Source organism: Psychrobacter sp. JCM 18901 (assembly GCF_000586435.1).
Classification (GTDB): domain Bacteria; phylum Pseudomonadota; class Gammaproteobacteria; order Pseudomonadales; family Moraxellaceae; genus Psychrobacter.
Window position 1 is genome coordinate 77,596 of sequence record NZ_BAWH01000001.1, and the last position, 22,838, is coordinate 100,433.

The window sequence follows — 22,838 nt, forward strand, 5'->3', positions numbered from 1 at the left end:
AGACGGAAATATCATTAGAGCTTAGTAGGTCGTCAAAACGCATTGTTATTTTGGCGACCGTTTCATTTATAACCATATTTTATTAATAGTCATTATGATAACGATTGAGCAACTCATTACTCGAATTGAGCAGCGTCAGCCTATTATTAATAAGGCTGAGATTGATACTGAGCAATTGTGTCAACCATTCAGTAGCGTCGGTAGTTTGACGACAGCCAGTCAGCAGCAGTTAAGCTTTTTGGCAGATCCTCACTATATTTCTAGCTTGGCGAGCAGTGCCGCAGGGGCAGTGTTGGTAACGGAAGCATATCGTGATCAAGTGCCTACCTCAGCGATAGCGCTAGTCGTCTCAAATCCATATCTGGCTTATGCCAGTGCCAGTCAGCTGTTTGCACGTCATTCTTTATCTAATGGGATTCATCCTAGTGCTGTGATTGCAGACAGTGCTGTTATTGGCGAGCAAGTCAATATAGGCCCTTTTTGTGTGATTAGTGACAATGTGCAAATAGGAGCGCGTAGCTCACTAGATGCTCATGTCGTGGTTGAGGCCAATACTAGTATCGGTACCGATTGTGTCATTAAGTCGCAAGTTGTTGTCGGGCCTGAGTGTGTCATTGGCAATCACGTTAGATTGCATGCAGGGGTCAGTATCGGATCTGAAGGGTTCGGGTTCGCTCCTACTAAAGATCCTAGTAACACAGGTTGGGAGCGCATTGCCCAGTTAGGCCGTGTCATTATTGGTGATTATGTACGAGTTGGTAGCCAGACGTGTATCGATCGTGGCGCTATTGATGATACTGTTATTGGTAATCACGTGATTATTGATAATTTGGTACAAGTTGCCCATAACGTCCGTATTGGTGATGGTACTGCTATTGCTGCTCAAACTGGCATTGCGGGTAGTACTACGATAGGGAAGCGCTGTATAATAGGCGGCGCTGTCGGTATCACAGGGCATATCGAGATTACAGACGATGTTGTTTTGTCCGGCATGACCATGGTAACCAAATCCATTAAAACCGCTGGCTCATATTCATCTGGTACTGCTGCAATGCCGACTGCTAATTGGCGACGTGCGGCTGTACGTTTTCGTCAGCTGGGCAGTAACTAATGCAAACACAAACAAATGATAGATATTCAAAACACAGCAAGGAAGCGTCATTATGAGCAATAACAATATAGATATCCCAACTGATGAAGACGTTAAAAGCTTGGCTGAGCAAGGTCTTACGCTACCATTGACGTATCATACGATTAAGCATTACTTACCGCATCGTTATCCTTTTATGCTGGTAGATCGTATTGTAGCTTGTACGCCAGGCGAGTGTATTACTGGTATCAAAAACGTGACTATTAATGAAGAGTTTTTTTAACGGTCACTTTCCTGATGAGCCGATTATGCCAGGGGTATTGATGGTGGAATCAATGGCGCAGGTGTCAGGAGTGCTTGGTTTTATCAGTGCAGGGCTGACGGCAGAAGACGGCTATCTGTATTTGTTTGCTGGTGTGGATAAAGTCCGTTTTAAGCGCCGAGTGATTCCTGGTGATCAGCTTATCATTCGTGCAAAAACCGTGATGCAAAGACATGGCATCTATAAGTTTGATTGTACTGTCCATGTCGAAGATGAACTGGCGGCTAGTGCTCAAATCATGATTGCACGTCAAGAGCAGCAAAAACCTGCTAACACGAAGGGTGCTTAAGTTTTTAATAAGCCATACTGTACAAAGAGCGATATTGAAACCGCTTACTATCACTGCAATAAACAGCTATATGTAAACTCAACAACACAACTGGTATTAGCTTCGTTAGTAACACTGAAATAGCGATACTTTTTTATTATTTACTCGCATCAAATGATACAAGGGCCCATCTTATGAGTCAGATTCATCCTACAGCACTCATCTCACCGTCCGCGCAGATTGACGAGACTGCTATTATCGGGCCCTATTGTATCGTTGGTGATGAAGTATCAATTGGACCACATACTGTGTTGCATAGGCATGTCGTTGTAACTAGGTTGACTCGTATTGGCGCGCACAACCAGTTTTATCAGTTTGCGAGTGTTGGAGAAGATCCTCAGGATCTAAAGTATGCAGGTGAGCGTACTTGGCTTGAAATTGGCGATCACAATACGATTCGTGAAGCCTGTAGCTTACATCGCGGTACAGCGCAAGATGGCGAGCTGACTAAAATCGGTAGTCATAATCTACTGATGGTAAACACCCATGTCGCACACGATTGTGTCATTGGCGATCATAACGTACTGGCTAACAATGTTGGTGTGGCAGGGCATGTGACTATCGGCGACCATACCATCATCGGTGGCAACTCAGGCATACATCAGTTTTGTACAGTAGATGACTATAGCTTGATTGGCGGAGCCAGCCTCATTCTAAAAGATGTGGCTGCATTTACGATGGTGTCTGGCAATCCAGCAAAGGCTCATGGACTCAATATAGAGGGTATGCGCCGTAAAGGTTGGTCAAAAGAAACCATTAATGTATTACGTCAAGCGTATCGTACGATTTTCAGGTCAGGTTTGACTACTGCACAAGCGTTGGAAGTCTTACATAATGAGCTATTGGCTAAAGAGCCAAAAATCCAGCTACTTATTGATTCTTTGCAAAATAGCAGCCGCGGTGTTGTCCGCTAAAAAAAACAACTCGATTAATGATGAGTTAAATACTTTTAATAAGCTAAATTTTTATAGAATGAAGGCGAATTAGATGAAAGCCATAACTATTTGTTATGCTTTTTATATTTATGAGCACTTGACTTTTTTGGTCGCTTAGCAGAAACTGAGCGTTTATGATATTGTAAACAATTCTTTCTTAATGTTGCTGGGCGTTTCACATTGAAGCGTTTACTAAATAGTTCAACGGTAAGGCCGACTATTTATGTTGATCAAGGAAGATTATCAGTAACGTTAATTGAAGCACGAGGACGGAAAAAATGGCTATCAATAAACAAGAACATGCCCAATGGAGCTCAAGCTTTGGCTTCGTATTGGCAGCAGTAGGCTCAGCAGTTGGTTTAGGAAACATATGGAAATTTCCATACATGGTTGGCGAAAGCGGTGGTTCAGCTTTCGTTATTGCTTATTTGTTCTGTATCGCGCTGGTCGGTTTTCCGATATTAGTTGCTGAATGGTTAATTGGTCGACGTGGTCAAAAAAAACCCAGTCAACACGTTTGCGGATGTGGCTGCTAGCGAAGGTAAATCTCGTAGCTGGGGCATCGTTGGTGCTACTGGTATCTTAGGCGGCTTCTTAATTCTATCATTCTATAGTGTGATCGGTGGTTGGGCGCTTAACTATATCACTAAAGTTGCAACAGGTAGTTTTGCTGGTCAAGACAGTGATTCTGTTGCTGCAACCTTTGATGCTATGCTTGCATCCGCTGGGACATTAACGATCTGGCACACGGTATTTATGATTTTAACCGCTGTCATCGTTGGTATTGGTGTGACAAGTGGTATCGAAAAAAACAGCTAAGATTTTAATGCCATTATTGGGTGTGATTCTATTCGTTATCGTTGGTTATAACGTGATGAACGGTGGATTTGGTGAAGCAGTTGCTTACCTATTTACACCAGATCTTAGCAAACTAACGGCTGATGTTATGCTTGCAGCATTAGGTCATGCATTCTTCACCCTATCAATTGGTATGGGTATCATGGTCGCTTATGGTTCGTATTTGGGCCGTGAAGTAAACTTGCTAAAAACAGCACGTACCGTTGTTATTTTAGATACGGTTATTGCGTTGGCTGCTGGTCTTGCCATCTTCCCAATCATCTTTAGCAATGGTCTAGATCCTGCATCAGGTCCTGGTCTTATCTTTGTAAGTTTACCAATTGCTTTCGGTAGCATGGGTGCGGGCACTATCATTGGCGCATTGTTCTTCTTGCTTATTACCTTTGCAGCTATCACCTCATCTATCTCGTTACTTGAGCCAACCGTTGAGTTGTTAGAAGAGCGCACGTCGATGAGTCGTACTGTATCGACTATCGTGGCAAGTACAGTAATCTGGTTGTTAGGTATTGCAGCACTGCTATCGTTTAACCTATGGTCTGACTTCACTATCATGGGTAATGGTATCTTTGATGCATTAGATAAGCTTACTAGTAAGTTCCTATTGCCTCTAACCGGTCTGGCGGCAATTGTATTTGTTGGTTGGAAAATGGATCAACGTAACATTCAGCAAGAGCTTGGTTTATCTAATGGTACATGGCAGCTGTGGCAAATCGTTGCGAAATTCATCGCGCCAATCGCTGTTATTGTAGTATTTGTGACGTCATTGATGGGATAGTAGTCAGAATTGACGCTATTTGAATCATTAGGTGATAATCATTAAGTGATAAAAGCATCATAGAAAAAGGGCTTAAGATTATTCTTAAGCCCTTTTTATTTCAACAGATATCATTATACGGTCGTGAATATTAAACAGGATTAACGCAAGTTTAACTCAGGAACTGTTTGACCGCGTTTGGCATAAAACTCGCTGACAAACTCATCAAATTTATCTTGCTCGATAGCATCTCTAACACCCTGCATCAAACGTTGGTAATAGCGTAAATTATGAATGGTCGCTAACTGAGCACCTAGCATCTCTTTGCACTTATTAAGATGGTACAGATAAGCACGGCTAAAGTTTTGGCAGGTATAGCAGTCGCATTCAGGATCTAATGGGCCTTCGTCATTGCGATATTGGCTATTACGGATACGTACCACACCAGCATTGTCTGCATCGCCCGTCACAAAGTAATGGCCGTTACGCGCGTTACGCGTTGGCATCACACAGTCGAACATATCTACGCCGCGGCGTACGCCTTCAACTAAATCCTCAGGCTTACCAACGCCCATAAGATAGCGCGGCTTATCTGCTGGCATATCATCAGGCAGGTAATCTAGGACGTCTATCATCTCTTCTTTAGGCTCGCCACTGATAGACCGCCAATAGCATAACCATCAAAGCCAATCTCTAACAGACCTTCAAGTGATTGCTGACGCAAATCAGGGTACATGCTGCCTTGTACAATACCGAATAACGCGTTGGTGCTGCCCAGTCTGTTGTGCTCATCGATACAGCGCTGTCCCCAACGTAGCGATAGCTCTAACGACTTTTTCGCTTCATCATGAGTGGCTGGATACGGCGTACACTCATCGAACTGCATAACGATGTCTGAGTTCAAGCTGTACTGAATTTGCATAGATTTTTCTGGTGATAGAAATACCTTAGCGCCATCGATAGGAGATTTAAAATTGACGCCTTCTTCGGTGATTTTACGCATTGCGCCGAGGCTAAATACTTGGAAACCGCCCGAATCGGTCAAGATAGGTTTGTCCCAATGCATAAACTTATGTAAGCCACCAAATTTATCAATGACTTCAGTACCTGGACGTAACCAGAGATGGAAGGTATTGCCCAAAATAATATCAGCACCGATGGCTTCGATATCACGTGGCAGCATGCCTTTGACCGTACCATAAGTACCAACAGGCATAAAAGCAGGCGTTTGCACGTCGCCATGATTGAGATGAACCGTACCACGGCGTGCACGCGTTGCACCGCTGGCCGTTTTATGTAAGACAAATTGCATATGATAACCGCTATTTAAGCTATGAAAATGGCGCTAATTATAGCATTGTTAGCAGTTTTTTGGACATATAGTCAGAGAATCACTGAACTACTACGGCGTTACTTTCCCTAAATATACTACTTGTGCGATTTTCAATCGGCTGCCTTACATACATTTTAGCGTTCTTTGACTATAGTTATTAGATATCATCGGTATACGCTAAATATACACTTTGGTAAATACCGCTTTACTATAACTAAAAAACACAGATAGCACCCCAAAAAACACAGACAGGATAAAGGTCTGTTGATACAGTAGAAGTCATACAGGTGAGGTGATAATCATTACCACATCATGCTTTTAGATGCTGGAGACATAATATGAAAAAGACAGCTTACTTATTATTGAGTGGTTTATTATTGATATCAGGAGGGGCTATGGCTACTGAAGAGCCGAAATATACGGTGTTGACCCAAGTAGATGACTTTGAGCTGCGTCGTTATGATGAGCAGCTAGTAGCGCAAACGTGGGTGAGTGGTGACCAAGACTCAGCAAGTCGTGAAGGATTTAAGGTTTTAGCGGACTATATTTTTGGTAATAACACCGCACCAAGTGGCGACAGTAGTAAAATTAGTATGACGGTACCTGTCACGATGCAAGCTGATAACAAAGAAAGTGATAATGAGTCACAAAAAAATTGCCATGACAGCACCAGTCAGTATGCAACAAGACAATGGTAAGTGGCGCGTACAATTTACGATGCCTAGTAAATATACGATGCAAACACTGCCAAAGCCAAACAATCCAAACGTTGAAATTATAGAAGTGCCTGCACAGACGTACGGTGTGATTAAGTTCTCTTGGCTCGCAGGAAAGGACAAAGTAGCGGAAAAAAACCGAAGCGCTGCAAACATGGATGCAAAACCAGAATTTGACGCCTATAGGCGAGCCTGAATTAGCACGTTATAACCCACCTTGGACGCTACCATTCTTACGTCGTAATGAGGTGATGATTGCGTATCAATCTAAATAGTAATCGATCCATAAAAAAAAGACAGCAATCGCTGTCTTTTTGTGCTTAATATAAGGTATCTAAGTTAGACGTTTTGCTCACGGATGATATTAAGCATGCGACGTAATGGTTCTGCTGCGCCCCATAACAATTGATCACCAACAGTAAATGCGCCTAGATACTCAGGGCCCATATTAAGCTTACGTAAGCGACCTAGCGCAACGGTTAGGGTGCCAGTCACTGCTACTGGCGTTAGGCGATTCATAGTAGCTTCTTTGTCATCTTCGACTAAGTCCAACCACTCGTTGCCACTGTTTTTGAGTGCAGCTTCGATTTCTTCTAGTGGAATGTCTTTTTTTTCAGCTTGATCGTTAAACCTTGCGCATGACAACGCATAGCGCCGACGCGTACACACATACCGTCGATAGGAATCGTACTGGTATCATCGTTACCCAAGATCTTATTGGTCTCGACGCCGCCTTTCCATTCCTCTTTTGACTGTTTGTTTTCTAGCTGCGCATCGATATAAGGAATCAAGCTACCTGCCAATGGTACACCGAAGTATTGTGTAGGAAAGTCTGCTGAGCGCTGAGTCTGAGCGATTTTTTTTATCAATCTCAAGAATAGCACTAGCTGGGTCAGCCAATTCGTCTTGGACGGCATCACGTAACACACCCATGCCATTGATGAGCTCACGCATATTGTTTGCGCCAGAGCCACTAGCAGCCTGATATGTCATCGCGCTGACCCATTCGACCCAGCCTTTATTAAACAGCTCACCGATAGCCATCAGCATCAACGATACGGTACAGTTACCACCGATAAAGTCTTTTTTTGCCGTTGGCTAGGGCACTATCAATAACGTTACGGTTGACTGGATCAAGAATGATGATGCTGTCATCTTTCATTCGAAGCGTACTTGCCGCATCAACCCAGTAGCCGTTCCAACCGCTATCACGCAGTGGTTGATGGACTTTTGACGTATAGTCACCACCTTGGCAAGTAATAACGACATCACAAGCAGCAAGTGCTTCAATATCATGAGCGTCTTTTAGTTGGCCGGTTTCAATACCATCGAATTTTGGTGCATCACCACCAGCATTACTGGTTGAAAAAAAACACGGGTGTGATACCGTTGAAGTCGTTTTCTTCCTGCATACGTTGTATCAATACTGACCCTACCATACCGCGCCAGCCTACCAAACCTACTGTTAAATCACTCATGAAGTTCAATCCTATTTACAATTATTTGTTGCATCGTCAACCGATAACAATGCCGTGAATGGCGCGAAAAAGCAAGGCGTTTTGGCTATTATTTGGTCGTTTTCCATACACTATTAACTATGTCGACTATAACTTTAAGTTATTACTATTGAAGAGATACTTAGCTATCTAACGACCTCAAAAATATAATGTCTAATAAAGCACTCATTACATTGAGTGAGCCAGTATTGTAACGTTTTATGATAGTTGTCGCATAATTGAGACTCACCAGTAGGCGAGAATCTTCTGAAATGCTAAAGTAAGTCTCAAACACAATTACTCGACGTTAGTTATTTGATGTCAGGTGAGTTACAACCACGATATTTCTTATCAAATAAAAGCTTAACCAATATACATCATCGGCTCTATCAAAATTTCAATCAACGGTTAGTACCTACTTATGGATCTCTCACTATTATATTACGCCTTACAAGGTCTAGCAGGATTCATCGCCTTTGTCACAATCTGGGGCTGGTTGCCGCTGGATAACTGGTGGGTGCGCGGTGTTGAGTTTCCACGTATTCAAATAATGGTGCTTGGTATTATCGCTTGGTTTGGCATGTTAGTGTTTTTCTCAGAGTGGGAGTTATGGCAGTGGATATTGTTTGTTGTATTGAGCGGTACGTTAGCATTTCAGCTGAGAATGGTACTGCCCTATACTAAGCTGTGGAAAAAAGAAGTTCAAAAGGCAAAAGATAAGCCAGAAGAGCAAGCGCATCAGATAAAAATCATGGTATCAAACGTATTGACACCCAATGACGAAACGCAAAAACTGGTCGATTTGGTTAAGCAAAAGCAGCCTGATATCTTAATTACATTAGAGAGTGATAAGAAATGGGAGCAAGCCTTACAGCAAGTTGAGCCTGACTATCCTTATACCGTGAAAGTGCCATTAGATAATTTATATGGTATGCACTTGTATTCTAAGCTTGAGCTTATCGATCCTGAAGTTAAGTATTTGATGATAGATGATATACCTTCTATTCATACACAGTTGCGTTTACAAGGTGGTCGCGTCATTTGGTTATATTGCTTGCATCCCATGCCGCCTAGCCCAACTGAAGCTGATAAGTCCACCACACGTGATGCTGAGCTGCTCATGGTAGGTAAACACATAAAAGAAAACGACCAAACGGCGATACTGGCAGGTGATCTCAATGATGTCGCATGGTCAAAAACTACTCGTCGCTTTCAGCGTATTTCTGGCTTGCTAGATCCTCGCATTGGTCGACATTTTATTAATACCTTTCATGTTAAATACCCGTTTCTGCGTTGGGCTCTAGACCATATTTTCCATAGTGCTTGCTTTACGGTAGTTGATATTCAGCGTATGCCATCCGTAGGATCTGATCACTTTCCTGTGATGACTACCTTGCAATATGAGCCAGAAGAGGCAAGCAATCAAGAAGGCAATGCGCCTACGGCACAAGCAGAAGATATCCAAGAAACTGATAACAAGATCGAAGAAGGCAAAAAAGAAGGCGAAAAAGTGTCAGAAGAGCACAGACAAGAGCAGCGCAGTTTTGGTTGATAAAAGAGGCTGTTTATTAGCTGTAATGCATAAAAGTGATGTAAGCATATGCTTACGCAAAATAGAGTCTTTAGCTTCTATCGGCACCAAATCCATTGGCCTATAATACATCCATCAACACAAGGATACGCATGGATGTAGTGTTGAGACAGTATCAATAAAAGCACAGGTCAGCCCGCTGTCTTATATAATGCTGTTAAATGACTTAGGATGAGTCAGCACGGAAGAGAGATAATAACAATAACACGAAGCATTGAAACCCTGAACCAATCGCCCTAGGTTCGGGGTTTTTCTTTGTGTATAGATTTTGGTTTATCAAGATTTAAACTATTTAACTTTGGGATTTTCTCATCAAAGCTTCCAGTTAAATATCTAACTGCGCAAAATAAAGAAGGGTATATGCAATGGCATATACCCTTCTTTATTTAAATCGATTCAATATTCTAGCTAACTTAATACTATTAGCTTATTACAACACATTAGCCAAGTATCTGGATATAAGCGCCAGCACGTAGCTCTTGTAGCCAGTCTTCTTGAGCTTGCGGTGCTAGGCGTTGATACAGTGCTTGACGTGCCATGTTGCGACGATATTGCTCGCTAATATCCTGCTCACGCTTACCGTCGACTTTTAGGATATGCCAACCAAATTTTGTCTTAAATGGTGCAGAGTAGTCACCAACCGCTGTATTTTTCATGGTGGCTTCAAATGGACCAACCATATCTTCTTCGCTAACCCAATCAAGATCACCGCCACGTCCCGCAGAACCTGGATCGTCTGAATATGTTGAGGCTAGGCTAGCAAAGTCAGCGCCGCCACGAAGTTGCTCGTATAGATCATTAATTTTTTTGTTCAGCAAGCGCGTCAGTTTGTAGATCATCGACTTTGACTAAGATATGGCGAGTATGCCACTGTGGTATCAGCATCGTGTCACTGGCTTTTTTTATCAGCAAGTTTGATGATATCAATACCTTCAGGAGTTAATAATGGCTCGCTTACGGTACCAACGTCTAATTTGGTAATTCTGCTGGAAAGCTCTGTCGGTAAAGAGGCTGCCTTGTGGAAGCCCATATCTCCACCTTGTAGTGGAATCGGATAGCTACCTTGGCTAGCGGCAACGGCCTCAGCGACGTTGACATTTGGCTCAAGCAAACGCGTACGTAATGCTTGCGCGACTTTTAATGCTTCTTCACGTTGAGCGGCTGATAGGCGACTATAGTCATCTATATAAGGCACACGTACGTGAATGGTTTGATATTCGCTTTGATTCAGACGTTTGGCTTCAGGTGAGGCCAAAAATGCATCAATGTCTTGCTCGCTAATACGTACTCGGCGAGTAATTTGACGCTGCTGTAGCGCTTGGATAGAAGCCTCTTCGATCAGTTTGGCGCGTAGATTGGCATAACTACCAGGTTGTGCTGCATCTAGACGTTGCTGCAATGCTGCGATGCTATTAAGGCCTTCAGCTTGAGCGATTTGACCAAGACGTTGATTGATCTCTGCTTCATCAGCAGACAGTCCCGCACGTTTGACCATAGACAGTTGTAGTTCACGCAAAATAAGCGCGTTTAACACTTCAGACTGTAGTTGTGCTGAGTTTGCGATAGGCTCACCAGCAGCTTTTGCACGTGCTTGGGTTTGCTCGATAGCATCAACCAATTCGCTTTTTAAGATAGCATTTTCATTAACTAAAGCAATAATACCGTCTGTACTATTGGCTGGAGTCAAGCGATCAACTGAGCTTTGCGCAGCAGAAGTAGAAGCTTGAGCCGCTGCAGGTTTGACAGTAGCAGCGTTGGCACTTAACGTAAGCGTAAGCCTGCCATAGATAGCAATACTGCTCTGCTAGTCTGACGTAAAGAAAAAAATCTCATGATGCTCCTCATCAATGTCATTGCATCGGATGGTAGTCGTCAACTCTATCCGATATCCTTAATAATAAAATATTCGACAGCGTTTCCCATAATAGGGATTCAAATAGTGTCTTATAAATATTTACGTAAATAACTCTAATCTAGCAAAAAAACTGGTTAGTCCTTCCATGCCGTCTGTACAGGTTCAAAGCCCAAAATCTTATCAGCAAGCAATCGTGTCAAGCGGCTACTACCACTGCCAAGACCATTTAATCTAACTTCTGCCATAATAGCTTGCGTTGGCTCGTCTTTTACGTTTAGGTCATTGTAATAGCGACGACCATAGACAGCAAAGCCGAAACAGCAATCTTCGTAATCAACACCGATGAGTGAATCAAGCATCTTGTTACGATTATAATCGTACTGACCCTGAGCCAATATACGCCAGCTGTTATTGATAGGGAAAACAGCGGAAGCGGTAAACGCAGATAATGGCAACTGATCGGTATTATCATCACGCTGACGCTTAACATAACCCACATTAAATAAGCTATTGTCTGATGGCTGATAACGAAGTTCAGTCGTAACGTAGTTCAAATCATAATTACTGGTTAGGGCACCGCTAACATCAACCCAAAAATTATTATAAGGCTGAGTGCTGGTATCCCATACCATACCCGAAGAAGACGAGGTAAATACTGGCTGATCGTCATCAAGTGTTACACGTCCATCATCTAGATAGAACTGTTCTGCAATGCTACCATCAAAACGTGTCACACCCGTTGCATCGATGTAACGATAATTGACGCCAGGCGTAATAGAGTGCAAATCCTGCAAACGATCATGACCTAAAAACCAACTGTCCGAAAATAGCTGCTCATAGTTAATAGAGGCAATACGCGTATTAAAGTTAGGAATGTCGTTTTGGTTTTTATACGGTGAATACGTATATTTTACGCGCGGACTAAGTAAACGATAGCCGCCCATTGTATCGTCAAACGCGCCAAACGGTGAGCCTGCTTGGTAAAAAGTCAAACCCGCATCAATACTGGCTTGCGGGACAAAAACCGATTGACTGCCATCTTCTTCACTAAGCTGATTATCTTCCAAGCTATCTTCATCATATGACGTATATAGATGCTGCAAGCTAAGCTTAGGTTTGATATAACCCCAAGAGGTTCCATCGGATAGGCGGCGCTCAGTTTATTGTAGATACGTGCGCCACTTTTTTCGTTTTCAGAACCATCATCGATAGACTTCTTGAAGTATGCAGAATCATGAATACCAGTGATATCGAAGCGCTCAGCCCAAGGCAGACGATAATTTAATTTGAGCTGTGGCAAGCGTGAGTACGGCTTGTCTTTGTCTTCTAACGCTTCACCACTATCAGTGAATGCATCTAAAGTCTGGAAAGTTTCTACTTTTAGTTCACCATCGACATAATCATTGTAGTAATTGACACGGGCACGACGTGGCAAGTTTATAGTGCTATCTGACAAGCCCAACGTATCAAAATCATTCAGGTAATCGGCATCTGATACATAGTTGTATTCGGCATCAGCGCTTAATCGTGGAATGCTTTTCGACGCCCAAGTGTGGTCATAAAACAAGCTGGTACGATCTTCGTCGTCATACTCTTTATCGTTTGGTAAGTATGAACCGTTTAAAATACCTTCCCCATAACTTTCAGTCAGATAACGGAACTCACCTGATAGCATCGGGTTACGGTCAGTATAAATATGCGTGTTAAGGGTGGCATCGTAGTTAGGTGCTAAGTTGAAATAATAAGGAATATCAACTTCAAGACCGCTTTCACTACTGACACTAGCACTTGGTAATAAAAATCCACTACTACGGCGACTGTCTATCGGGAAGTTAAAGTAGGGGAGATAAAATACGGGTATGTCAGCCACACGGAAAGTGGTGTTATACGCTTCGCCGCGCCCTGTATCAGTATTTAGATCGATACTTTTGGCTTCAAACTGCCATTTGCGGTTGGTAGGTGGACAGGTACTAAACATAACCTGATCCAGCTCGTATTCACTCTCGTTAGGTTTGTTTAAGCGTTTGGCATAGCCGTGCGCTTGTAGTCCAACACTGGCAAAAGCCACATCATTGGCCGTTGATTGACCAGTCTCAGTATTGTAATTCAAGCTGTCTGCAACGCCAATTAAGCCGCTTTGTGCCGCTCTATCGTTAAAGCTGGCTTGGCCATTATTTGTAGAGACGTTGTTTGTAGCTGCATTGCTTGTACGCTGTCCAGTCGCATTATCTGTAAACATGACTTTGCCTTGAGCAGCCGCAACGCCATTGCTCAAGTCAATCATGACTTCTTCTGCTTCGATATGCTGAGTGCCTTGATCGATTTTTACATTGCCAGATAGCTCAGCGTAATTCACGTTATTGTAATAACCGTAATCAGACTCGGTAAATAAAGGGGCTTGATTGTTCGGAACGCTAGCCACATTTGGTGCTGGTTGTCCGTTTGCCGTACCAGCTTCGTTTACAGCGCGTTGATAATTGGGGTTACTCTGCGGATATACCCATTGACCTTCACAGCGCTGGGCACTGTCCACGGCATTTGGCAACAGACGCAAATCTCTACCGACCTTTGGAATCGTCTGTGCAGCAGGCATCGCATTATTATGAGTATTGTTCGCTTCAGTGCTGACAGCCTCATTGTTTAATGTTGAAGCATCGGTATCTGGTGTTAGCTCATAAAACTCTGCTAAGCGAATTAAGCTGGCTTGAATACTCTCATCATTAAGATCTAGTTTGCCATTATCTGTTGTTATCGCTTTAGGGGCAAAGGCACTGCTATCTGGTGTATCAATGCTTGCTTGGTTGTTAGTTTCTGTATTTAAATTAGCAGTATTAGAAACTTCGTTGCTAAAAGCTTCAGAGTCAGCAGCCTCATTAATATCTGTGATATCTAGGTCATTGTTCTCAGAGAATCTGCTATCTAACGCAGTATCATTTAATAAAGTAGCGTTGTTCGTATTAGCAGAATTAGCATCGTCTGGATAGCTATCATTTAGAATATCTGCTTCTTGATAGCCCTCATTACTTTGAGTACGACTGATACTATTGGTGTCAGTCGCCACACTATTAGACGCATAGCTGCCTGTACTGTCCGTAGTGAGTGGTTCAGTTTTTTTGCGTATTGGCATCACCAATGGCAGCACTGACAGTTAGGCTAGATAAACCTAAGGCACCAAATAAGATCAAGCGGATGCTTTGGTAAAGCGGAGAATATAACAAGGGCACACCTATGATTGCAGAGCTTATTGGATTGCATGACTGAGTTTAGTAGCGGTATCACCGAACGACATAAAGCAGTGAACGAGCGACTAAAATATGACTAATGTATTCTCAAAAATTTGGATGTTTTACATATAATGACGACTAATCATAGTCAAAAAAACCAAATCAGCTACACTATTTACCAAAATTTATAATATAGCCATGCTGATTTTTAAGTAGCGATAGCGATTCTATCCGACATCAAGTATTGAATGATATAGCAATACGTCTGTGACAGCTTGTAGAGCACCGACACATATCGCTATTTTAGCAAGTATTTGTCCGACTTATCACTACTTTAATTATTTATGACTTATATTTAACCAGCGATGCCCAATATGACTGACAAAACGACTTTAGAGACTGATATGATCGATGAAAATAACAACCGCCAACAGCAATTAGAACAATGGTTACAGCAAGTATTTTTAGATCAAACATTTAGTCTAGATAGCTTACCTGGTGACGCTAGTGCCCGCCGATATCATCGTATCGAACTATCAGAGACAGACAATAGCGCCAATAAGCATTATATCGTCATGGACTCCGCTGACGAGCAAGATGCGATGCTGCAGTTTATCAATGTCGCTAAGCTGATGGCACCTGCTGTCAACGTGCCGACTCTGACTGCACAAAATGTAGAAAAAGGATTTTTGGTATTACAAGATTTTGGCACAGTAGAATTTGCCCATTTGCTTATCGATGCAACCGTAGACCAAATCAATGACTACTATCAACTAGCAATGCAGACATTAGTGGCGCTACAAACGGTACCAGTAGAAACGGCAAAGTCGCAACACCAATTGCCAGATTATGATATAGCACTATTAGACCGCGAGATGGATTTATTTAGCGAATGGTTTATGCCTTATATTGGTGTCGCGCTAGATGAGCAGGTTTGGGGAAACCTAAAAACAGCGTTAATGAATGAGATTTTGCGACAGCCACAAGTGGTGGTCCATCGTGATTATCACAGCCGCAACCTTATGCAAGATCAAGCAGATAAATCAAAGTTGGGCGTGATTGATTTTCAAGATGCCGTCATTGGTTCGTATGCTTATGATTTAGTGTCGTTAGTCCGCGATGCTTATGTTGAATGGCCAGAGAGCCAAATATCTGCATGGATTGATGACTTTTGGCAGCTACAAAAGCAAAAATCACTAACCACTGCTGATAGCGCGGTACAGTTTGAAAACGATGTGAATGTCATAGGCGTACAACGTCACTTAAAGGTACTAGGGATTTTTATTCGTTTGTCTGAGCGTGATGGCAAAGACCGCTATTTGGCGGATATTCCTAAAGTCATGCGTGATTTGATTATTGAATTAAACTGGCTTGCCGAACATGGCAATGATGAACTAAAGCAATCAATTATATCGTTTAATCAATGGTTACAAGAGGCAGTGCTACCTGCTTATAAAGAGAAGTTTGCTTCAGCGTAGATGACGCCCAGCTACATTAATTTAAATAATAAAGATAGGAGCGCAGATGTCTACCTCTACGATTACACAAGCCATGATTTTGGCAGCGGGCAAGGGCACACGCCTACGTCCATTAACGCTTGAGACGCCCAAGCCTTTGGTTGAAGTCGCAGGTCAACCGCTTATTGTTTGGCATATTAAAGCACTACAAGCAGCAGGCATTACTGATATCACGGTCAATGCATCATGGTTGGCAGATAAGCTAATGGACACCTTAGGTGACGGTTCGCAGTATGGCGTAAAGCTGCATTGGTCAGTAGAAGACGATGAACCACTTGAGACTGCAGGCGGTATTTTTCAGGCATTACAATCAGGTAAACTAAAGGATGAGCCATTTATTCTGGTCAATTCTGACGTTTGGACTACCTATGATTTTTCTCAATTAACAGACTATACATTGGGAGCGGATCAGCGCGCCCATTTATTATTGATTGATAATCCAGAGCACAATAATGGCGGCGATTTCGCGATTAATAATGGCCTTGCTAGTGAACATCCGGTTGGCGATGCGGATAAGTATACATTCGCTGGTATTAGCGTAATGTCACCCAATTGGTAGAAGGTCTGGTATCAGGACAGCCTGCTGCATTAGCACCACTACTAAAGCAAGCAATGATAAAGTTTCAGATTACCGCTGAAGTGACAACAGATAATTGGATAGACGTGGGGACCCCAGAGCGTCTAACACAGGTCAATCAGTTTATCGAACAGAATGATATCGAGCATGCAGGTAAACCAAGCTGATAAATTTAAGATAAATAAAAAGCAGCGTTGATTATTCAACGCTGCTTTTTTTATGCATATAGAGTTATTTTTTTACGATACATCTACAAGGTATATTGGCAAGATAGAAATGCAAATTTAACATCTAGCAAGCTATTCATTAGCTAACTAACTAACTAGCACTCAATCGTATGATTAGGCGATTACGCTAAACACCCATGGCTAGTTTAATTAGCTGAGCAATGGTAAACACCACTAAAAACCCTGCTAAATATAGACCCACGAACCATGCCCATTGCGATTGTTTTTTACTGAACTTTTTCATAGAGATCTCCTGATTAGCGTATGAAGTGTGACTATCATCTATAAACGATGATAGCCATCCTTTTTAGCTGATCCGTTGCGCGCCGCGATTAGCGACTAGTACATCGGATTGTGATCAGATTTACCTTTGAAGGTATAGTAAGCAAATGCTGTATAGCTCAAGATAATCGGTAACATGATACAGGCGCCAATCAGCATGAATGATAATGAAGTATCGGCAGCAGCAGCCTCATAAATCGTCATTTGATACGGTACGATATAAGGGAATAGGGCGAAACAAACGCCGATGTAACCCATTAAAAATAGAGCAACCGTTAGTAAAAATGGACGATACTCACGCTCTGTTTTTAAGTCTTTACGCATGATAAAGAATAAGAGCATGACAATGATAGGCATAGGAGCAAGATACAATAAATCTGGGAAACTAAACCATCCTTCTAATGCGTCAATGTCTGAGAAGTACATAAACGCTGTGACCACAACCATCGCTACTAGTAACGCAGTAAGCATCCATCTAGAAACTTGGCGCGCCCATACTTGTAACGTGTGTTCTGTTTTTATAATAAGCCACGTTGAACCAAGTAAGGCATAGCCGATAATCATAGCAAATCCGCACACAATCGAGAAGGGCGTGAGCCAATCAAATGGGCCACCAGTATATAGACGGTTACTGGCTTCTAAACCTTGCACTAACGCCCCAAGCATAATGCCTTGAGAGAAAGTGGCAACGACTGAACCGACAAAGAAGAAGGTATCCCATACATGCCGACGTGAAGAGGATTTAAAGCGAAACTCAAACGCCACACCGCGCATGATAAGACCGAACAACATGGCAGTCACGGGTAAATAAAGACCTGTCATGATAATGCCATAAGCAACAGGGAATGCTGCGAATAGACCACCACCGCCTAGCACTAGCCACGTCTCGTTACCGTCCCAAAATGGCGCGATAGAGTTCATCATGCGGCTACGGTTTTTATCTGAGCCTGCAAAAGGGAACAAGATACCGCAGCCTAAATCAAAGCCATCAAGCAGTACATAGACAAAGACAGACAAAGCAATCAAACCGCCCCAAATAAGAGGTAAATCTAATACATCACCGAAGTTAAACATTAGCGTAATCCTCCATCATCGACATCATTTGCAGGCTCATCTAAGCCTTCTTCAGTACCTTTGGCAGGATTACTATCACCACTTAACGCGCGGCCTTGGCTCTCGGTTACTGAGTGCTCGTAGAAATTATCTTCTGCAGGATCTGTATAAGGTTTCGGCCCTTGAGCAATCAAGCGCAAGATATAAAAACTGCCTGCACCAAAGACAAATATGTACAGCACGATAAAGCCAATCAATGTTGTCGCTACTTGCTGTGCTGCGAGCGGAGACATACTTTCAGCAGTACGAATGACCCCATAAACCGTCCAAGGCTGACGCCCTGTCTCGGTTACGAACCAACCTGATAATAAGGCGATAAAACCAAGCGGAGTCATCATCATCCAAGCACGGTGGAACCAGACACTGTCAGTATTGAACTGCTGTTTTTTGAAGTATTTGTATAGACTGAATAGGCCGACCAGTACCATAAGCATGCCAATACCAACCATGATACGAAATGCCCAAAACACGATAATAACGGGTGGTTGATCTTCAGGTGCCCAGTTTTTGAGCCCTTTAACTTCACCATCTAACGAGTGGGTTAAGATTAAACCAGTCACATAAGGAATTTTTACTTCGTACTTATTGGTCTGATTTTCTTGATCGGGAATCGCAAAGAGACGTAGTGCAGCACCACGTTCATCCTCCCAGAGCCCTTCCATCGCAGCCACTTTAGCAGGTTGATGCTCAAGCGTATTTAGACCATGCTCATCACCAATTAACACCTGTGCTGGTGCCACAAAGATGGCCATAATCATTGCCATACCTAGCATGACACGACCATGCTGACGGTGCTCGGCGTGTTTTTTGGACTGGATATAGTAGGCACCGATACCGCCAATGACAAAGGCAGTGGTTAAGAACGCCGCCGTCACCATATGTGCGAAACGGTAAGGGAATGAGGGATTGAATATAATCTCAAGCCAGTTGGTCGGATAAAGTAGGCCGTCTGCACTCACCATAAAACCTTGAGGGGTTTGCATAAAACTGTTAGCCGACAAAATCCAAGTAGCTGATATCAGTGTACCAATGGCAACAATGGCAGTGGCGGTAAAATGCATGCGTTTGCTTACACGGCCCCAGCCAAATAGCATAATACCTAAGAAGGACGCTTCTAAGAAGAATGCTGTCAGTACCTCATAGGCGAGCAATGGGCCTAGAACGTTACCGGCCTTATCAGAGAATACAGCCCAGTTAGTACCGAACTGGTAGGACATTACCACGCCTGATACCACGCCTAGACCAAAGACGACAGCAAATATTTTGACCCAATGCTTGTAGACTTCAGCATAGATAGGTTCACCAGTTCTCAACCAGCGGAATTCAAGCACCGCAAGCCAGCTGGCAAGTCCGATAGAAAAGGCAGGAAAGACGATATGGAACGAGATAACAAAAGCGAATTGGATACGCGCAAGCATCAGCGCATCGAGCTGGTCAATCATAAATGTAGCGAACATAAACGGTTACTCTCATCTGTTAGCTGAATAGCGCTGACTTCCATACAACGCTCAAGTAACTGTCCGTAACTATCCATCGATCAAAGTGGCAAGCATTACGGGCAATAGCTCAGTGACGTGGACTTAGCTCCATTAGACATAAATTGTGGCTAAGTTTGCGACTCACTGTTTAGCTGAATTGAATAATTTATGTCCTTATAAATTTACATATTACTGTCATGTGCTATAGATATATTATGCGCTCACCTAGATATACACGCAAGCAACCCAGTCTGTCTGTTGCAGACCTAAGAGTCATCAAAATAACATAATTCAAACATTGAAAAATAAAATTAATATTATTAAAAACAAAGCAGTATGCGCGAACATACTGCTTATCTGAAAGCTATGACTGATGTTTAAAGGTTACGATTTGCACATCAAAAACCTTGTGAAATAACAAAAATCTACATCATTCTTGTAGCTGCTTATGCAAAATTCTTCGCAACGTCAAAATGGTCTGCGGATTGGTCTGAATACTATGACCGCCATTAATAATGGTTTCAGACGCAGCGCCATCAAGATGGGCACTGTTATAAGGAACGATACCATCTGACAAACGCTCGGTCAGTGCTTGACTGATATCATCATTGACTGTTACAGCGGCAACAAGCGGCTCAGGTGGTAGCTGTGCTGTCTCAGTATTATCGCTCACATCAACGCTCGCCGTTTCATTTCCAGCATTGTCTTCTACCGCTTGAGACAAATCAATCTTGGCACCGTTTGGTTGCGTTTGTGCCAGTCCTTTAGTGATATCGGCATCGTTATTGGCAATGATTGAATGGTAAGTGATACGCTCATTAATAGTGATGTCTTTGGTTAACTCTATAAAAGAAGACTTATCACTTAACTGGCTGGCACCGTTCTGCAAATATAATGCGCCCAGTGGGTTTTGTGCCAAGTCGCCTTGTGTGGCAATGGTCGCTAAGTTATCAGTGAATGTTTTGACCAGACCTACAGGTAAGTAAACGATGCGGCGTAGTGCACGGGTGAACCAACGATCTGCATAATCGGTACCACGGAAAGGTGCAGATAGAAAAACAGCAGTGTCTACTTGCGGCAACGCCTGTAGCTCAAAACGCTCCTTTAACTCATCTTCGCCAAAAGAAGTCTTAAGCGCGTTACGGATTTGCTGTTTCTCATTACTAGAGAGTATGTCTTTATCATTGAGCTTATCTAAATCATCGACTAAATTTTCATCAGACAGCATCATGCGAGCGATAATGGCACCCATACTATGACTGATAATCACACTATTTCGACTGGCACGATTTTGTCCATCAGGATCAGTCTGCTGGTAGGTGCTGTTGATTAACTGCTGAATCTGATAACGATTTTCTAAAATAGGCAGATTGGTTGGATAGAATATTTGCCAAACTTGGTAATTATCACGCAGCTTGTCATCATTAAGAATATCGTTGGTAAGATTGACCCAAGTGGCCGGACTAGAGGCTAGCCCATGCAACATAATCAACACGCGTTTATCAGGATCATAAGGCTCAAGCATAAAGAGTTTGGGCAGCTGAGCATCTGGTTGGCGCGTAATCAAGTTTAAATAACCCACACCATCTAACTGGTTTTCTGATAGCCATAAGCCATATCCCGCCGAAAAGTTGGCTGCCAGTGGGTAGTCATCATTGAGAATATTAACGGATTCGGTTTGGTACGGGTTATATAAATGAATATCAAGCTTACGACTGCTCAGCGCATCTAATACGCTATCGCCGTCTGGCTTAATCAGACCCGTTAATAACAGGTGTCCAGTCGGATAAATACGAGAGCTTGGCTCGCTGTCGTCGGTGTTTTTATCTTCATTTGTTAGTCGACCAGATAAGGAGGCAACCAACAACTGACGGATTGTGGTGGTATAGCGATCATCCAATGACGCTACCAAACTGATGCCCAAACCAGGGCGCTTACTCACGGAATTGAGACCTGAAAGTCGCAACTCATAAGTAGATGATAAGTCTGCCAAAGCGGAAGTTTGTTTATGAGCATTTTGCAGATAGTTGTTTTCATTGGGCAAATAAATATCAAGGTTATAGTCATCTACTGTCACTTTCATGACTTTGACTTGGTCTGTTGCTTTGCCCTTTAGCGGTGGTCGATTGGCAATTGCTGCTTCATCCGTGTTGTCACGCTTGGTAGAGGTTATTGGCAGATATTCTACTGTCGTATCACCCATCAATTTATTGGCATTTTCAGTCGATTGATAGATTTGAGTAATAACGTCATTGCTAGCAGCGTTATAAATGTCCTGGGTTTGGATGTCATTGTCATTCGGAATACGGTTTTGCGCACGATGGCTATTGCTATTTTGCTCTGCACCTTCAAAGTCATGGGTCAAGCTGTCATGAAATAGGTAGGTGTAGCTGTATTTGACGGCATCAAACAACCTTGCTTGATAGTCGGTCAAACACAGGTCGGTCTCTTTTTGCTGCGTTCTTGCATCATCATCACTTAAAGGCGCGTTGGCGTAATACGGATCAAGTGGCGGGCGTGTAAGCGCATTACGACAGTTTTTCGAATCAGATAGTTGACGCGCTTTTGCATAGTGCAGTTCTGCAAAAATAGCTAAGGCAGGCCGATAGTGCCTGTTAAGCATACTGTCAGAGAGCTGAGTCAAGCATAAGTCAAATTGCTGCATACAGGCTTGTTCATTCAGTCCTGCTGATAGCAAAGCAGATGTTGTGTCGCTACTTAGCGCATTGTCAGTGACGATATTGCCGCGCTGCGCTGAGATGGTCTTGGCCGAGGCTTGTTTATCGACCGTCACCGTACTACACGCTGGTAGCAATACTGCTGCCGCCAAAAGCATAAGTGAAGTAATGGGCAGAGTTTTTTTATTAGTATGCATTATTGTCTGTTTGCCAAAGCCAGCGAAAGTCATAAGTCAGTCCAATAAACGGTGGTTATGAGAGTACGAGTAATGAAAGTAGCAATTTACAATGAGTGTAGCGCAACTTTTGGCGTTAGACTATTCATTTGCAGTTCTACAAAAGCATGTTTTAAAACGAATGGGTTTCTGCTAGTCGAAAAAAAGCGCTTTGGTCTTATAGATATAAAACAAAAGCGCTTGTTATTTAAAGCTTAGATTATTTATTAGAGATTTGACCTAGTGAAG

Annotated in this window: 13 protein-coding genes and 6 pseudogenes; 10 read left to right on the forward strand and 9 right to left on the reverse strand. The window is 42.8% G+C overall.

Annotated elements, in window-relative coordinates:
• Positions 1–94 precede the first annotated feature (94 nt).
• The 4 genes and pseudogenes from lpxD to TT11_RS00425 all read left to right on the forward strand — a co-directional run bounded on the left by lpxD (position 95) and on the right by TT11_RS00425 (position 4,308).
• Complete coding sequence (gene lpxD / locus TT11_RS00410) at positions 95–1,111, forward strand: UDP-3-O-(3-hydroxymyristoyl)glucosamine N-acyltransferase (RefSeq protein WP_261868723.1); 1,017 nt, start codon at positions 95–97, stop codon at positions 1,109–1,111.
• 52 nt (positions 1,112–1,163) lie between these two features.
• A pseudogene (fabZ, locus tag TT11_RS00415) lies at positions 1,164–1,701 on the forward strand (3-hydroxyacyl-ACP dehydratase FabZ).
• 173 nt (positions 1,702–1,874) lie between these two features.
• Entirely contained in the window at positions 1,875–2,654 is a 780-nt protein-coding gene (gene lpxA, locus TT11_RS00420) for an acyl-ACP--UDP-N-acetylglucosamine O-acyltransferase (protein WP_261868724.1), read from the forward strand.
• Positions 2,655–2,953: 299 nt separating this feature from the next.
• Positions 2,954–4,308 (forward strand): annotated as a pseudogene (locus tag TT11_RS00425) (sodium-dependent transporter).
• A gap of 140 nt (positions 4,309–4,448) precedes the next feature.
• Here the strand turns inward: TT11_RS00425 and tgt are convergent.
• Positions 4,449–5,599: pseudogene (tgt, locus tag TT11_RS00430) on the reverse strand (tRNA guanosine(34) transglycosylase Tgt).
• Positions 5,600–6,015: 416 nt separating this feature from the next.
• On the opposite strand from tgt, the gene TT11_RS00435 reads away from it, so the two are divergent.
• Genes TT11_RS00435 through TT11_RS00445 form a run of 3 tightly spaced genes read left to right on the forward strand, consistent with a single transcriptional unit; the run spans position 6,016 to position 6,611 of the window.
• Positions 6,016–6,318, forward strand: a complete 303-nt coding sequence (locus TT11_RS00435; RefSeq protein ID WP_261868725.1) for a heme-binding protein — start codon at positions 6,016–6,018, stop codon at positions 6,316–6,318.
• Positions 6,299–6,532 carry a heme-binding protein gene (locus TT11_RS00440; RefSeq protein ID WP_261868726.1) on the forward strand — a complete coding sequence of 78 codons (234 nt, stop codon included), beginning with the start codon at positions 6,299–6,301 and terminating at the stop codon, positions 6,530–6,532. The genes TT11_RS00435 and TT11_RS00440 overlap by 20 nt, the downstream gene beginning before the upstream one ends.
• Positions 6,495–6,611, forward strand: a complete 117-nt coding sequence (locus TT11_RS00445) for a heme-binding protein (protein WP_261868727.1) — start codon at positions 6,495–6,497, stop codon at positions 6,609–6,611. The genes TT11_RS00440 and TT11_RS00445 overlap by 38 nt, the downstream gene beginning before the upstream one ends.
• Positions 6,612–6,675: 64 nt before the next feature.
• Here the strand turns inward: TT11_RS00445 and asd are convergent.
• A pseudogene (gene asd / locus TT11_RS00450) lies at positions 6,676–7,814 on the reverse strand (aspartate-semialdehyde dehydrogenase).
• Positions 7,815–8,253: 439 nt separating this feature from the next.
• Between asd and TT11_RS00455 the strand changes: the two are divergent.
• The gene (locus TT11_RS00455) at positions 8,254–9,384 is read left to right on the forward strand and encodes an endonuclease/exonuclease/phosphatase family protein (RefSeq protein WP_261868728.1); all 1,131 of its coding nucleotides are present in this window, start codon (positions 8,254–8,256) and stop codon (positions 9,382–9,384) included.
• Positions 9,385–9,863: 479 nt separating this feature from the next.
• Here TT11_RS00455 and TT11_RS00460 read toward each other — a convergent pair whose 3' ends face one another.
• The 3 genes and pseudogenes from TT11_RS00460 to TT11_RS00475 all read right to left on the reverse strand — a co-directional run bounded on the left by TT11_RS00460 (position 9,864) and on the right by TT11_RS00475 (position 14,405).
• The gene (locus tag TT11_RS00460; RefSeq protein WP_261868729.1) at positions 9,864–10,241 is read right to left on the reverse strand and encodes a peptidyl-prolyl cis-trans isomerase; all 378 of its coding nucleotides are present in this window, start codon (positions 10,239–10,241) and stop codon (positions 9,864–9,866) included.
• A 71-nt stretch (positions 10,242–10,312) separates the two neighbouring features.
• Entirely contained in the window at positions 10,313–11,110 is a 798-nt protein-coding gene (locus tag TT11_RS00465; protein WP_261868730.1) for a peptidylprolyl isomerase, read from the reverse strand.
• A 302-nt stretch (positions 11,111–11,412) separates the two neighbouring features.
• A pseudogene (locus tag TT11_RS00475) lies at positions 11,413–14,405 on the reverse strand (LPS-assembly protein LptD).
• A 471-nt stretch (positions 14,406–14,876) separates the two neighbouring features.
• On the opposite strand from TT11_RS00475, the gene TT11_RS00480 reads away from it, so the two are divergent.
• Together TT11_RS00480 and murU are read left to right on the forward strand one after the other, a co-directional pair.
• The gene (locus TT11_RS00480) at positions 14,877–15,980 is read left to right on the forward strand and encodes an aminoglycoside phosphotransferase family protein (RefSeq protein ID WP_261868733.1); all 1,104 of its coding nucleotides are present in this window, start codon (positions 14,877–14,879) and stop codon (positions 15,978–15,980) included.
• A 46-nt stretch (positions 15,981–16,026) separates the two neighbouring features.
• Positions 16,027–16,763 (forward strand): annotated as a pseudogene (gene murU / locus TT11_RS00485) (N-acetylmuramate alpha-1-phosphate uridylyltransferase MurU).
• 187 nt (positions 16,764–16,950) lie between these two features.
• Here the strand turns inward: murU and TT11_RS00495 are convergent.
• The 4 genes from TT11_RS00495 to TT11_RS00510 form a co-directional block, all read right to left on the reverse strand.
• Positions 16,951–17,067 (reverse strand): DUF2474 domain-containing protein, encoded by a 117-nt coding sequence (locus TT11_RS00495; RefSeq protein WP_101206161.1) that lies wholly within the window; start codon positions 17,065–17,067, stop codon positions 16,951–16,953.
• 95 nt (positions 17,068–17,162) lie between these two features.
• A complete protein-coding gene (gene cydB / locus TT11_RS00500; RefSeq protein WP_057759155.1) occupies positions 17,163–18,179 on the reverse strand; it encodes a cytochrome d ubiquinol oxidase subunit II in 1,017 nt (338 codons plus the stop codon).
• Positions 18,179–19,675: a cytochrome ubiquinol oxidase subunit I gene (locus TT11_RS00505; protein ID WP_370587723.1), complete on the reverse strand. Its 1,497-nt coding sequence runs from the start codon at positions 19,673–19,675 to the stop codon at positions 18,179–18,181. The genes cydB and TT11_RS00505 overlap by 1 nt, the downstream gene beginning before the upstream one ends.
• Before the next feature lie 451 nt (positions 19,676–20,126).
• Positions 20,127–22,532 (reverse strand): triacylglycerol lipase, encoded by a 2,406-nt coding sequence (locus TT11_RS00510; RefSeq protein ID WP_261868737.1) that lies wholly within the window; start codon positions 22,530–22,532, stop codon positions 20,127–20,129.
• Positions 22,533–22,838: the final 306 nt, after the last annotated feature.

Excerpts from the sequence above, each read along its gene's own strand:
- lpxD (WP_261868723.1), top strand. The coding sequence starts at position 95 with ATGATAACGATTGAGCAACTCATTACTCGAATTGAGCAGCGTCAGCCT.
- lpxA (WP_261868724.1), top strand. The coding sequence starts at position 1,875 with ATGAGTCAGATTCATCCTACAGCACTCATCTCACCGTCCGCGCAGATT.
- TT11_RS00435 (WP_261868725.1), top strand. The coding sequence starts at position 6,016 with ATGGCTACTGAAGAGCCGAAATATACGGTGTTGACCCAAGTAGATGAC.
- TT11_RS00440 (WP_261868726.1), top strand. The coding sequence starts at position 6,299 with ATGCAACAAGACAATGGTAAGTGGCGCGTACAATTTACGATGCCTAGT.
- TT11_RS00445 (WP_261868727.1), top strand. The coding sequence starts at position 6,495 with ATGCAAAACCAGAATTTGACGCCTATAGGCGAGCCTGAATTAGCACGT.
- TT11_RS00455 (WP_261868728.1), top strand. The coding sequence starts at position 8,254 with ATGGATCTCTCACTATTATATTACGCCTTACAAGGTCTAGCAGGATTC.
- TT11_RS00480 (WP_261868733.1), top strand. The coding sequence starts at position 14,877 with ATGACTGACAAAACGACTTTAGAGACTGATATGATCGATGAAAATAAC.
- TT11_RS00495 (WP_101206161.1), bottom strand. The coding sequence starts at position 17,067 with ATGAAAAAGTTCAGTAAAAAACAATCGCAATGGGCATGGTTCGTGGGT.
- cydB (WP_057759155.1), bottom strand. The coding sequence starts at position 18,179 with ATGTTTAACTTCGGTGATGTATTAGATTTACCTCTTATTTGGGGCGGT.
- TT11_RS00505 (WP_370587723.1), bottom strand. The coding sequence starts at position 19,675 with ATGTTCGCTACATTTATGATTGACCAGCTCGATGCGCTGATGCTTGCG.
- TT11_RS00510 (WP_261868737.1), bottom strand. The coding sequence starts at position 22,532 with ATGCTTTTGGCGGCAGCAGTATTGCTACCAGCGTGTAGTACGGTGACG.